Origin of the sequence: Seohaeicola nanhaiensis (assembly GCF_042654245.1) — a bacterium.
Lineage (GTDB): Bacteria > Pseudomonadota > Alphaproteobacteria > Rhodobacterales > Rhodobacteraceae > Seohaeicola_A > Seohaeicola_A nanhaiensis.
On record NZ_JBHSGI010000034.1, the window covers coordinates 38,172 to 51,349 of the forward strand.

The 13,178-nt window shown below is 65.2% G+C and carries 12 protein-coding genes; 5 read left to right on the forward strand and 7 right to left on the reverse strand.

Features of this window, described 5'->3' with window-relative positions; genetic code table 11:
• Window positions 1–154 precede the first annotated feature (154 nt).
• The 7 genes from ACFO5X_RS24165 to ACFO5X_RS24195 form a co-directional block, all read right to left on the reverse strand.
• Complete coding sequence (locus ACFO5X_RS24165; RefSeq protein ID WP_380722444.1) at window positions 155–1,069, reverse strand: DMT family transporter; 915 nt, start codon at window positions 1,067–1,069, stop codon at window positions 155–157.
• 5 nt (window positions 1,070–1,074) lie between these two features.
• Window positions 1,075–1,797, reverse strand: coding sequence for an SDR family oxidoreductase (locus ACFO5X_RS24170; RefSeq protein ID WP_380722446.1), 723 nt, complete (start codon window positions 1,795–1,797; stop codon window positions 1,075–1,077).
• The gene (locus ACFO5X_RS24175; RefSeq protein WP_380722448.1) at window positions 1,797–2,684 is read right to left on the reverse strand and encodes an NAD(P)-dependent oxidoreductase; all 888 of its coding nucleotides are present in this window, start codon (window positions 2,682–2,684) and stop codon (window positions 1,797–1,799) included. Before ACFO5X_RS24175 ends, ACFO5X_RS24170 begins: the two co-directional genes overlap by 1 nt.
• Before the next feature lie 17 nt (window positions 2,685–2,701).
• Entirely contained in the window at window positions 2,702–3,643 is a 942-nt protein-coding gene (locus ACFO5X_RS24180) for a phytanoyl-CoA dioxygenase family protein (RefSeq protein ID WP_380722450.1), read from the reverse strand.
• A gap of 84 nt (window positions 3,644–3,727) precedes the next feature.
• Window positions 3,728–5,365 (reverse strand): TRAP transporter large permease, encoded by a 1,638-nt coding sequence (locus tag ACFO5X_RS24185; protein ID WP_380722452.1) that lies wholly within the window; start codon window positions 5,363–5,365, stop codon window positions 3,728–3,730.
• Window positions 5,362–6,165 carry a TRAP transporter small permease subunit gene (locus ACFO5X_RS24190; RefSeq protein ID WP_380722454.1) on the reverse strand — a complete coding sequence of 268 codons (804 nt, stop codon included), beginning with the start codon at window positions 6,163–6,165 and terminating at the stop codon, window positions 5,362–5,364. The genes ACFO5X_RS24185 and ACFO5X_RS24190 overlap by 4 nt, the downstream gene beginning before the upstream one ends.
• A 76-nt stretch (window positions 6,166–6,241) precedes the next feature.
• A complete protein-coding gene (locus ACFO5X_RS24195; RefSeq protein WP_380722456.1) occupies window positions 6,242–7,255 on the reverse strand; it encodes a TRAP transporter substrate-binding protein in 1,014 nt (337 codons plus the stop codon).
• A gap of 210 nt (window positions 7,256–7,465) precedes the next feature.
• Here ACFO5X_RS24195 and ACFO5X_RS24200 point away from each other — a divergent pair, with 210 nt between their 5' ends.
• The 5 genes from ACFO5X_RS24200 to ACFO5X_RS24220 all read left to right on the forward strand — a co-directional run bounded on the left by ACFO5X_RS24200 (window position 7,466) and on the right by ACFO5X_RS24220 (window position 13,178).
• Entirely contained in the window at window positions 7,466–8,134 is a 669-nt protein-coding gene (locus tag ACFO5X_RS24200; protein ID WP_380722458.1) for a GntR family transcriptional regulator, read from the forward strand.
• Between the two features lie 56 nt (window positions 8,135–8,190).
• A complete protein-coding gene (locus ACFO5X_RS24205) occupies window positions 8,191–9,936 on the forward strand; it encodes a sensor histidine kinase (RefSeq protein WP_380722460.1) in 1,746 nt (581 codons plus the stop codon).
• Window positions 9,933–11,153, forward strand: coding sequence for a sigma-54-dependent transcriptional regulator (locus ACFO5X_RS24210; RefSeq protein WP_380722462.1), 1,221 nt, complete (start codon window positions 9,933–9,935; stop codon window positions 11,151–11,153). Before ACFO5X_RS24205 ends, ACFO5X_RS24210 begins: the two co-directional genes overlap by 4 nt.
• Window positions 11,154–11,411: 258 nt before the next feature.
• Complete coding sequence (locus tag ACFO5X_RS24215) at window positions 11,412–12,416, forward strand: TRAP transporter substrate-binding protein (RefSeq protein ID WP_380722464.1); 1,005 nt, start codon at window positions 11,412–11,414, stop codon at window positions 12,414–12,416.
• A gap of 72 nt (window positions 12,417–12,488) precedes the next feature.
• Entirely contained in the window at window positions 12,489–13,178 is a 690-nt protein-coding gene (locus ACFO5X_RS24220; protein WP_380722466.1) for a TRAP transporter small permease, read from the forward strand.

Sequence of the window (13,178 nt, forward strand, 5' to 3'; positions counted from 1 at the left end):
CGCCGCCCTGTTCAAACCAGTCCGACCAGCCTTGGCCCGGACGGCACCAGGGCTGTCGCAGGAAGGCGGACTGACGCTCTCCATAATCCAGCGCCAAGAACTTGTCCAATCGGAGATCGGCGAGGCCCGGATTGCCCGGACGCGCGGTGACGCCTCAGGGCGCGCGGCGCGGGTCGGGCGGGGTGGGCGGCCGGCCCTTGCTGCGTTCGCGTTGCCAGATGTAGAGGCCCGAGGCGATGATGATCAGGCCGCCGGCCAGCAGCCAGGGTGTCGGCCAGGTGCCAAAGAACAGGATGCCTGCCAGTGCGGCCAGCAGCAGCTGGATATAAATCACCGGGGCCAGTATCGACGCATCCGCCAGACGGTGCGCCGAGGTGGCGCAGATGTGACCCAGCGCGCCGAAGCAGCCAATGGCGAGCATGACGGTGAAATCCCAGAGCGTCGTGGGCCAGGTCCAGAGGCCGATGGCCAGGGGCGCCATGCCAAGCGTGGCAAAGCCGCTGGTCCAGAGCTGGGAGGTGGAGTTGCTTTCGATGCCGGCCAGCTTGCGGGTCAGAATGAAATAGAGGCCGCTGAACATGAGCGAGGCGATGTTGAGCAACATCGCCGGGTGAAAGGCCGCGCCCCAGGGCTGCATCACCACCAGCACGCCGATGAAGCCGGTACAGACGGCGGCGATACGGCGGATGCCCACCTGTTCGCCGAGGATCGGGATCGACAGAAGCGTGACCACGATGGGCCCGGCGAAGTTGATCGTCGTGGTGACCGTGATCGGCAGGTAGGAGAGCGCCAGGAAGTTCAGGATCGTGCTGCCCAGCAGCAGGACAGCGCGGGCGGCCTGCCAGAGCGGGCTGGCCGAGCGGAAGGCGGCGAGACCCTCGCGCGGCACAAAGAGCACGACGGAGAAAAGGAAATGTCCGGCATAGCGGCAGAAGACCACCTGCAGCGCGGGCAGCCCGGCGATCATCAGCCATTTGGCGGAACTGTCGATCAGGGTGAAGAAGACCACCGCCAGCGCCATCAGGGCGACGCCGCGGGCGGTGCGGTCTTCGCGGCCGGCGACCGCCACGGGACTCAGCCCGCCGCCCAGCCGCCGTCGATCACATGCGCCTGTCCGGTGGTAAAGGCCGACTCGTCGGAACCGAGGTAGACGGCCAGATGCGCGATCTCCTCGGGCGTGCCGATGCGGCCCATCGGCTGGCGGACGATGAAGGCCTTTTTGGCTGCCTCATAGTCGCCCATGGCGCGCAGCCGGTCCTGCAGCGAGGGGCTTTCGACCGTGCCGGGGCAGATGCAGTTGCAGCGGATGCCCTTGGTCACGAAATCTACGGCCACCGATTTGGTGAGCCCGATCACGGCGGCCTTGGAGGCGCCGTAGACGAAGCGGTTGGGCGCGGCGATGATCGAGGAGGCCACCGAAGCGATGTTGACGATGGCACCGCCGCCGCGTTCGATCATGCCCGGAAGGGCCGCCTGAATCGAGTGAAACTGGGCGCGCACGTTGAGTTTGAAGGCAAAGTCGAAGTCGTCGTCGGTGGCTTCGAGAATCGTGCCGGCGTGGACGTAGCCCGCGCAGTTGACCAGAATGTCGGGCCTGGCGTCCGTGACGGCGGATTGCAATGCGCCCTTGTCGGTCACGTCCAGCGCGAAGGTCTCGGCCCCTTGGATATCCAGCAGATCGGGCTTCAGGTCTGTGGCGATCACGGTGGCGCCTTCGCGCACGTAGGCTGTGGCGATGGCCTTGCCGATGCCCTGTCCGGCGGCGGTGACGAAGGCGCGTTTTCCTTGCAGGCGCATCATTTGTCCTTCAGGTGAGCGGCAAGGTAGTCGACGATCTGCGGCACCATCTGGTCCGCCGCGCCGCTGTCGCGCGCCTCGGTCAGGGTGGCATGGGCCGCGCCCGACATGCGGGTCTTGGCGCCCAGCCCCTCGGCCATCTCGCGGTAATAGGTCACGTCCTTGGTCGCATTGGCGATCGAGAAGGCGAGGTCGATCTTGTGATCGACCGCGTAGTTGCGCACGAAGTCCATCATGCCCGATTTGAGCGGCCCGGCCGCCATGACCGAATAGAGCTGCTGGCGGTCGATTCCGGCGAGATCGGCCATGGCAAAGGCCTCGGACATGGCGCAGGCGGTGGTCATGGCGAAGAAGTTGTTGATCAGCTTGATCGTATGGCCGGACCCGAGCGCACCAAGGTGGAAGACATTCTCGCCCAGGTCGTCGAGGACTGGCTTCACGCTGTCGTAGGTCGCCTTGTCGCCTGAGCACATGATGTTCAGCTTGCCATCCACCGCATGGGCCGGGGTGCGCCCCAGCGGCGCGTCGAGATATGTCGCGCCCTTCGCGGCCAGATCGGCGCCGATCCTCTGGGTCGAGCCGGGCAGGGAGGTGCCGAAGTCGATCACCACCTGTCCCTCGCGCGTGCCGGCGAGAACGCCGTTATCGCCATAGACGCGCGATTCGACGTGATCGGAGGTGCCCATGCAGAACATCACGATATCGCTGGCCTCGGCCACCTCGCGTGCGGTCTTCGCCTCGGTTGCGCCGCGGGCGACGGCGGCCTCGACGCCGCTGCGGTCGCGGTTGCCCAGAACAGTGAGCGTATAGCCTTTGTCCTGCAGCCGCTGCACCATGGCGCGCCCCATGAGGCCGAGGCCGATGAATCCGATCCGTTTGTCTGCCATGTGCTGTCTTCCGTTCGTCAGGCGCAGGCGGGACTGTCGGCCCGCCAGCGGTGAATGGGGATATGAGGTTTCTGCGCCAAGCGCGCGCGGGCTTCAAGCCATAGGTCGCGCCAGGCCTGCCAATCCGTCAGAACGGTTTCCGGCGCGCGGTGCGAGCGGGCGATGAAGGACGGGAAATGGCTGCGCCCGGTGGGCTGGCCGGTCACGTTGAAGCGGATGTCGAAGGACCAGCGGAACCCCTGCGTGGTGTTCGCCAGCGAGGCATGCGGCGTCAGCGGGTGGAAGATCACCGCGCCGCCGGCCTTGACCGGCAGGGGCACGGCATCGTCCGGATTCAGGAAGCCGTCGGCAATAGCCGTCTGGGTCTTGGGGCAATGCGGATACATCCGTGGCTTGCCCGGGATCGCCTGCAGGCAACCGTTCTCGACCGTGGCGTCAGTGATCGCGAGCCAGACGGTGACCATCTGGGTGTTGTCGCCCTCTTCATGGCCCACCGCGCGGTCCTGGTGCCAGTCGGTGGCGGTGACATGGGCGCGGTTTTCGCTGCCGCGCAGGGTCTTCGCGGGGGGCTTGATGCGGACGTGCTGGATCGGGTTCGAGGTGATCTCGGGGCCGATCAGGCTTTCGACGGTATCGAGCAGGCGTGGGCAGGTCAGCATGTCGAAGACGGCAGGACCGAAGTGGAACGGCGTATCCGCGTGGATGGTGTCGCCGGGCAGCGAGATGTCCATCGGCTGGAACCAGTCGCAGCCGGCGGTGTAGGAGGTCTGGAGCTTGGCCCAGAAGTCCTGGTCGCCGGGCGGCGGCACCAATCCCTCGGCGTGCCAGCGGTCGTAGAGGCTGTCGAGCAGATCTGCATATTCGGCGCGGATGCGGATCAGCAGGTCGGGCGGCAGCAGGTTCTCGACCACGAGGACGCCTTCGGTGTTGAAGCGGTCGATCTGGGCCTGGGTCAGCATGGATGAACCTTTCTCTGGTTTCCCCTCACCCCCGGCCCCTCTCTTCCGGCGGAGAGGGGAGGGTCTGCGTGTCAGTCGCGGCACTCACAGGAACACCGTCACGATGGGCGGCCAGGCCAGCAGCACCAGCAGGGCCAGAAGCTGGATGCAGATGAAGGGCAGGAAGCCACGGAAGATATCGGTGAGCGAGATATGATCGGGCGCCACCGACTTGAGATAGAAGGCGGCCGGGCCGAAGGGCGGCGACAGGAAGCTGACCTGCATGTTCATGCAGAAGACAACGCCGAACCAGATCGCCACCTGACTGGGGTCGAGCGTGCCGAACCAGCCGATCTCGTCCACCGGCAGTTTCAGCACGATGGGCAGGAACACCGGCATGATCAGCAGCACGATGCCGACCCAGTCCATGAACATGCCCATAATCAGGAAGATCAGCATCATCACCAGGATGATGCCCATGGTGGGCAGGTTGTAGCCGACGATCATGTTGGCGACATAGGTCGGCCCGCCCGCCAGCGTATAGGCCGCGGCCAGCGCGGCGGCGCCAATAGTGACCCAGATGATCGTGCCGGTCGATTTCAGCGTGCGCATCACCGCGTCCCAGACGATTTCGAAGGTCATCTCGCGGCGCATCAGGCCGATGATGAAGACGGCGACGACACCCATGCCCGCGGCCTCGGTGATGCCGGTGATGCCGCCATAGATCGAGCCGAGCACGACGCCGATCACGATGATCGGGGCGACCAGGCCCTTGCCCATGCGCCAGCCGGCCAGCGTACGCTCGCGCCCGATGACGACGAAGATCAGCGCCAGGGCGAGCACGCCCGCGCCGATCAGCCAGGGGAGGTCCGAGACCATGCCAAGCGGGATCGGGTCGACCCCTTCCAGCACGTCATTGGCGCTGGTGACCGTGAAGAACAGCGCGCGCAGCGTCAGGACGGCGCTGGCGCCGAACACCAGGCAGGAGAGGAAGCCGAGGAACATCAGCCGCTTTTCATTGGCGGGCGGGTCGTTCGGATCGGGCGGCGGCAGGGGGGCCTGCTCCGGGTTCAGCCGGGTGCGGATGTAGATGTAGATGATGAAGAAGGAGGCGAGCATGAAGCCCGGCAGGAAGGAGGCGGTGAACAGCGCCTTGATCGAGGTCTCGGTGATGAGACCGTAGAAGATCAGCACGATCGACGGCGGGATCATCGTGCCAAGGCTGCCGCTGGCGCAGATCGTGCCGATGGCAAGGTTCTGGTTGTAGCCGAGGCGCAGCATCTGGGGCAGGGCGATCAGCCCCAGCAGCACCACCTCGCCGCCGATGATACCGCTCATCGCCGCCATGATGACTGCCATGATCGAGGTGACGAAGGCGATGCCGCCGCGCGTCCGGCTGAGCCAGGCGTTCAGCGAGGCATACATGTCGCGCGCGATGCCCGAGCGTTCGAGCAAGGCGGCCATGAAGATGAACAGAGGCACCGATATGAGGACGTAATTCGTCATCTGCCGGTAGATGGCGAGCGACAGCACTCCCATCGGCCCCTTGCCGAAGCTGCCGAACAGCACCGCGGGGCCGAATTTCATCATCATCACCAGCACGGCGAGGAAGGCCGAGGCAAAGCCGAGCGGCATCCCGATGGCCAGCAGGGCGAACATCGCCAGCAGCAGGATCAGAGAAATCATCCCCGGATCGACGCGCATCCAGTTGAAATCGGCAAGCGAAGGCAGGAGATCCGTCATTTTTGCACCGTCCTGCGAATGTTCTCGATCTCGACCTCGTCAATGTCATCCATCGGAGAGTGCGACTTGGGTTCCTTGCGCCAGTCGGCGATCAGGTTCGACAGCGCCTGCAGCGCAACGAGCGAGATGATGATCAGCATGGCGGTCTTGACCGTGGCCGGGATTGGCGGATCCCATGCGGTGCCGAAGGTTTCCATCCGCAAGAGCTTGTCGCGCGCCTCGTTGAAGCTGCCCCAGATCATCGCGAAGCAGAAGAACCAGATCAGGAACAGCGAGATGACATCGCAGACCTTGCGCATCCATCGCGGCATCACATCGTAGATGATGTAAATGCGGATATGGCTGCGCTGCTGCATGGCGTAAAGCCCGGCGAGCAGGAAGATGAAGGCGGCGATCCAGAGCGACAGTTCGTTGGCCCAGAGGGTGGGCTTGACGAAGACATAGCGCGAGATCACCTCGTAGAACATGATGCAGACCACGGCGATGACGCCCAGCATCGCCACCCGCGAAAGCACCAGCGACAGGAGGTCCATCGGACCGGTCGGCTGGACCTCGATCGCGCCGACGCGATCTGAGAGATAGACCGCCGTCATGAACAGCGCCGAGGTGAGCGCGATCAGGAAAGCCTGGATGACCGGCTTGCCGAGCGAGGGCACGACCTGGAGCACGGCGGTGCCTTCCGAGGGCGTGAGGATCACCCAGAAGCCGATCAGGAGGGTCAAGCCGATCAGGGCGATAGCGAGATTGCGGACGGGTCGGCGCAGCGGGCCAAGCCACACGCTGCTGGCGCTGTCGGTCATGGGACCTCGGGGGTTCAGGGTGCCGGTCAGGCGGGCCCCGGGAGGAGCCCGCCCTTGCTTCACATCCGCTGGCGGATCAGTCGAGGAGGCCGATCAGCTTCATGTATTTGCGATGCGCGTCAACGAGCTTCTGCGCTTCGGGAGTCTTGACCGCCCAGTTGTCCCAGGCCTTCTGCGCGCCGGCGCGGAAGGCGGCACGGTCTTCCGGCGACCAGTCATACAGTGTCACGCCCTGTGCCGTCAGCTTGGCCGCGGCCTCGCGGTTGGCGATCTCGAAGGTCATCGTGGTCTCGAGCGCCAGTTTCTCGGCGGCGACCATGAAGATGCGCTGGACATCGGGCGGCAGACCATCCCAGACACCCTTGTTGATGGTCACATGGTCCATCGGCATCGAGTGGAAGCCGGGATAGGTGGCGTGCTTGGCGATGTCGTAGATACCCATTCCGAGGTTGTTGGCCAGCGACGAGGCGTCGGCGCCGTCGATGATGCCGGTTTCCAGCGCGGTGAAGACCTCGGTGAAGTCCATCACGATGGGCTTGGCGCCCAGTTCTGCGAAGATCTCGGTTTCAAGGCCCGGAGGCGAACGGAATTTCCAGTCTTTCAGGTCCGCCGGACCGCGCAGCGGCTTGGAGGAGGACATGGCCTCCTGACCGGCGGCCCACCAGCCGATCAGCTGCATGTTGTATTGGTTGTAAAGCTCGTTGGCCGCTTCGAGACCGCCGCCATGATACAGGAAGCCGTAAAGCTGATAGGGGTTGTCGTAGCCGCCCATCGGGTCGCCGACGAACTGGAAGGCGGGGTTCTTGCCGGTCTGATAGGCGCCGCCGTGCATTTCGCCGTCAAGCACGCCCGAACCGGCCGCGTCGAAGCCCTCGGTCGAGGAGACCACGGACGAGGACCAGAACATCTCGATGGCGACGCGCCCGCCCGACATGGTCTGAACGTCGTCGATGAAGCTTTGCGCCAGTTTGCCCGAAACGGTTTCCGGCGCGTAATGTGTCTGGAAGCGCAGGTTGAATTCCTGGGCCGCCAGGGATCCGGCGGCCAGCGTGACGGCGACAGCCGTCGACAGAAGCGTCGTCAGTTTCATTCTTCCTCCCTATGCGGCTCTTTGCGCCGCTCTTGCTGTCCCGGGTAGCCTCCTCCCGGATTGAAGATGGTATACCATCTGCGGCAACGCTACCGAAACCGGTCGCCACAATCAATCCGATTTGGTATACCAAATCTGGAATATTCCCTTCGGATCAGAGCCTGTGTAAGCAAGCGTTTGATCCAACGAGGAAATCAGGAGCCGGAACGCATGTCGGACACGACGCTGGCGGAACAGATCGCGCACCAGCTGCGGCGGGACATCCTGCGGGGCAAGCTCGCCCCGGGCGATCCGATCAAGGAACGTGTGAACGCGGGCGGGATGGGGGTCAGCCGCACGCCGATGCGCGAGGCGATCCGCATTCTGGCGAAGGAGGGGCTGGTGATCCTGCGCCCCTCGCGCAGCCCGGTGGTGGCCAATCCGACGCTGAAGGAGGCGACCGACGCCATCGAGGTGCTGATGGCGCTGGAGCTTCTGTCTGGTGAACTCGCCTGCCGGCAGGCGAGTGACGCCGATATCGCGGCGGTGGAGGCGATCCAGACGAAAATGGAGGCGCGCTATGACAATGCCGACAAGCTGGACCTGTTCGAGATCGACATGAGCCTGCATCTGGCGATTGCGCAGGCGTCGAACAATGCCTCGCTGGCCGAGACGCACCGCGCCTATCTCGAACGGCTGTGGCGTATCCGCTACCTGTCGGCCAGCCAGCGCGAATCGCGCGAGCGGGTGCTGCGTCAGCACCGCGCCATCGTCGACGGGCTGAAGGCGCGCGACGCGGCGGCGGTGCATGCGGCGATCCAGGAGCATCTGGAGCACCTCAGCCTGAATGTGCGCAAACGGTTCGATACCGAGGCAGCCGAGGCGGCGGGCAAGGCCTGAGAGCGCGGCGCGAGGGATCTGGTCAAGGCGCTGGGGGCGCTGCTATTCTGGCGGGCATGACATCGCGCAGCCGCCAGACAATGATCGTGCTGGCCTTCCTCGCCGCCGTGGTGGCGCTGGCGGGCGTTGTCTGGCGATATGGATACGGGCAGGCGCTGGATCAGCTGGCGCAGCGGGCGGATGTCGATCTTGCCCTGGCTTCGGACCGGCTGAGCACCCAGTTGCAGGCCTTCCGCGAACTGGCGGTGCTCACGGTCGACCATCCTCTGCTGGCGCGTCTGGAAACGATGGACGAGCGCGCGGCGGCGCAGCAGATGCTGCTGCGGGCGGCGGATCGCAGCGGAGCGATGGAGGTGTTCTTCGCCGATACCGCGGGCACGGTGCTGGTGTCGGCGCATCGCGGGACCGGCCAGTCGGTGGTGGGCCAGCCCTGGTTCAGGCGGGCCATGCAGGGGGCGCTGGGGGCCGCGCATGGGATGATCGCGCCGGAAGGACCACGTGGCTATTTCCACGCTGTTCCGGCCTTTGGCGCCGGTGGCCGGGTGCGCGGCGCGCTGGTGATGGTGGCCGATGTCAATGCCGTCGAACAGACCTGGCGGGGCGACACGCCCGCGGTCTACTTCACCGATCATGGCGGCGAGGTCTTCATCTCGAACCGGTCCGAGCTGTTGTTCTGGCGGCGCGATCCCGATGAGGTTGGCCTGCATCCGCCCCTTGGCGCGGCGCTGCCGTTCGAGGCAGCGCAGGTGGGTGGACATGAGATCTGGCATCTGGGCTGGGGGCCTTATCTGCCCAGGCGCGCACTGCATCTGGCGCGCGATCTGCCGGTGATCGGCCTGACGGGCGAGGTTCTGGTCGATGTCGCCCCGGCGCGGCGGCTGGCCGGGCTGCAGGCGGCGGCGGTGGCGGCGATCTGCCTGGCCTTCGGAGCGCTGCTGTTCCTGGCGATGGAGCGGCGGCGGACCCTGGCCGAGGCCAATCAGGCGCTGGAGGCGCGGGTGGCGGAGCGCACCGCCAAGCTGGTCGATGCCAATATCCAGCTGCGGCGCGAGGTGCGTGAACGCAAGGAGGCCGAGGCGGCGCTGAAGCAGGCGCAGGCGGATCTGGTGCAGGCGGGCAAGCTGAGCGCACTGGGCCAGATGAGCGCGGGGATCAGCCACGAGCTGAACCAGCCACTGATGGCGATCCGGTCGTTTGCCGAGAACGGCGCCGCCTATCTGGCCCGGGGCCGAAGCGAGGTGGCGGGAGAGAACCTGTCGCGGATATCCGACCTGGCGAGGCGGATGGGCCGGATCATCCAGAACCTGCGCGCCTTCGCGCGGCAAGAGAGCGAGGCGCCGGGCCGGGTGGATGTGGTCAAGGTGATGGAGGGCGTGGTCGAGATGCTCTCGGCAAGGATCGCGCAGGACGAGGTGACGCTGCTGTTCGATCCGCCGCCCGGGCCGGTCTGGGTGCGCGGTGGCGAGGTGCGGCTCGGGCAGGTGTTCCTGAACCTGATGAAGAATGCGATGGATGCGATGCAAGGACAGGCCGAGCGGATACTGCGGGTGGCGATCCGCGAGGGCGCTGCCGTCACCGTCAGCGTTACCGATACCGGCCCTGGCATTGCGGACCCCGGCAAAGTGTTCGATCCCTTCTACACCACCAAGAAGATTGGCGCTGCCGAGGGCATGGGGCTGGGCCTGTCGATCAGCTATGGCATCGTGCAGAGCTTTGGCGGCGATATCCGGGGCCAGAACGTGCCGGGCGGGGCCGAATTCTCGGTGCGGCTGGAACGCTGGGCAGAGGAGATCGCGGCATGAGCGGGCAGCATGTGCTGCTGGTCGATGACGATGCTGCGGTGCGAGAGGCGATGGCGCAGACGCTGGATCTGGAAGGCATGGCTGCGATCACGGCGGGCAGCTTCGTGGCGGCCAAGGACCATATCCGTGCCGATTTTCCCGGCGTGATCCTGTCGGACATGCGGATGCCGGGGCGCGACGGGTTCCATCTGCTGAGCTATGCTCGCGCGGTGGACGCCGAGCTGCCGGTCGTCCTGCTGACCGGCGAGGGCGACATCCCGATGGCGGTCTCGGCGATGGAGAAGGGCGCGTTCGATTTCCTGGAAAAGCCCTGCGCGCCGGCGGATCTGGTGGCGGTGCTGCGCCGGGCGCTGGCGGCGCGGCGCGAGGTTCTGCAGGGGCGGGCCGAGAAGGCGCAGGCCGAGGCGGGCGACCCTGCCGCGCGGCTATTGTTCGGGGTGTCCGATCTGGCGCAGGGCCTACGAGCCGCGGTCCGGCGGGTGGCGCGCACCGAAACCGAAGTGCTGGTCTGTGGGCCGCCGGGCAGCGGGATCTCGAAGGTGGCCGAAGTGATCCATCTGAGTTCGCGCCGGTCGCACGGGCCATTCGAGAAACGCGCGGCGGCGGGGATGGACCGTGCCGCGCTTGCGGCGGCACTGGCGGCGGGGGCCGGCGGGTCGCTGTTTCTGGACGAGATCACACAGCTGCCGCCCGATACCCAGATCGCGCTGATCGAGGCGCTGGAAGAGGGCGGGACGACCCGGCTTCTCGCGGGCAGCACCGCGGAATTGGACGGCAGCGGGCTGAACACCGACCTGCTCTACCGGCTCGAGGTCAGCCGCGTACGGGTGCCCTCGCTGGCCGAACGGCGCGAAGACATTCCGGTGCTGTTTCGCCACTATGTCGCGCAGGCGGCGGAACAGGCAGGCCTTAAGGCGCCGGATATCGCGCCCGAGAAGCTCGCCAGCCTGATGGGGCAGTCCTGGCCCGGCAACACCCGATCCCTGATGAGCGCGGCGATGCGGTTCGTGCTGGGGATGCCGGAAGAGGCGATGGAGGCGGCCGAGCTGGGGCTGTCCGCGCAGCTGGCTCAGATCGAACGGGCGCTGCTCATCGCGGCGCTGGGGCGGCAGAACGGCCATGCCTCGGAAGCGGCGAAGGCATTGAAGCTGCCGCGCAAGACCTTTTACGACAAGCTGGCGAAATACGGCATCCGGCCGGAGGATTTCCGCCGTTGACGATGTGCGGAAAACCGCACAGTTCCCGCTATCGGTTGTGTGGGTTTTCGCATCAGTGACCGGATGGTTTTCTTCGCTCGGCTGAAATGTTGCACGTAATAATTTGATTTTATTAAATAAAATTCCCACCAAAGGGCGCAGGCTTCGCTCCTGTTGAGCGGATTTCCGCGATTCTGTTCACTTCGGTCAGCGCATCGAATCGCGGTGCCGATGGGGCGGAGATGCCCCGAACCGACGACATTTTGGGAGGAGAACCCGATGAAATTCGTAACTGCGGCCGCCGTGGCGGCCCTGTCTCTTGGTGTGACCGCTGGCGTGGCTTCGGCTGCCTGCGACCCCGGCGAGATGGTGATCAAGTTCGCGCATGTGACCAATGCCGACAAGCACCCCAAGGGGATTGCCGCGCAGATGTTCGCCGACCGGGTGAACGAAGAGATGAACGGCAAGGTCTGTGTCGAGGTCTATCCGAACTCGACACTGTATGATGACGACAAGGTGCTGGAAGCGATGCTGCAGGGCGATGTGCAGATGGCCGCGCCGTCGCTGTCGAAGTTCGAGCAGTTCACCAAGGTCTTCCGGATCTTCGACCTGCCGTTCATGTTCAAGAACATCGCCGCCGTGGATGAGTTCCAGATGTCGGATACCGGCAAGGCGATGAAGGAGTCGATGACCCGGCGTGGGTTGCTGGGCCTGCAGTTCTGGCACAACGGGATGAAGCAGATCTCGGCCAACAAGCCGCTGATCGAGCCCGGCGACGCCGCCGGCCTCAAATTCCGCGTGCAGCCTTCGGAAGTGATCAAGGCGCAGTTCGAGGCGCTGAAGGCCAACCCGCAGCCGATGGCGTTTTCGGAAGTCTACGGCGCGCTGCAGACCGGCGTTGTGGACGGGCAGGAAAACACCTGGTCGAACATCTATGGCCAGAAGTTCTTTGAAGTGCAGAACGGCACCACCGAGACCAACCACGGCATCATCGACTATATGGTCGTGACCTCGACCGACTGGTGGGACAGCCTGCCCGAGGATGTGCGCACCCAGCTGGGGACGATCCTGGAAGAAGTCACCGTGTCGCGCAACGCAGAGGTCGACAAGGTCGACCAGGACGCCCGGGCCGCTATTCTGGCGGCCGGAGGCGTGATTCGCGAACTGACGCCCGAGCAGCGCCAGGACTGGGTCGATGCGATGAAGCCGGTCTGGTCGCAGTTCCTGAACGACGTCGGTCAGGACAACATCGACGCCGCTCAGGCGATCAACGCCAAGCACTGACATCACTCAAGATGCGTCCGGTCCCAGACGGGGCCGGACAGCGCGCGCTTTCAGCGGCCCGGGGAGGACTGCATGGCTAAGCAATATCATTCCACAACCATGTTCGGACGTTTCGTGCACGAGTTCGAGGAGACCGCGATTGCGGTGATCCTGGGTGCGATGACCATCATCACCTTCATCAACGTGGTGCTGCGCTATGTCTTCAACTCGGGCCTGACATGGGGGCTGGATCTGACCCTCTACCTCTTCGCCTGGCTGGTGCTGCTTGGGGTCAGCTATGCTGTCAAGGTGACGGCGCATCTGGGGGTCGACGCGATCACCGGGCTGCTGGCGCCGAAGCCGCGCCAGATCGTGGCGCTGATCGCCGCCGCCTTCTGCCTGATCTATGCGCTGCTGCTGATGAAGGGGGCCTGGGATTACTGGGCCAATTTCGCCAACCTGCCGCAGACCACGGGGCGGTGGTTTCCCACCGGCTTTGAAGAGATGAAGCGGACTTCCTATCGCGGCTATCTCGAGGTCAACGAGGTGCCAATACCGGATTGGCTCCGCTGGATCGAGCCGCTGATGAACGACGGCGAGTCCTACGAGAAGCTGCCCCGTTTCATTCCTTATGTGATCCTGCCCATCGGGATGGCCCTGCTGCTGTTCCGCCTGGTCCAGGCCACGGTGCGCATCGCCCAGGGCCGCGCGCAGGGCCTGATCGTCAGCCACGAAGCCGAGGACGCCGTCGCCGACGTCGCCCACATGAACCGGGACAATTGA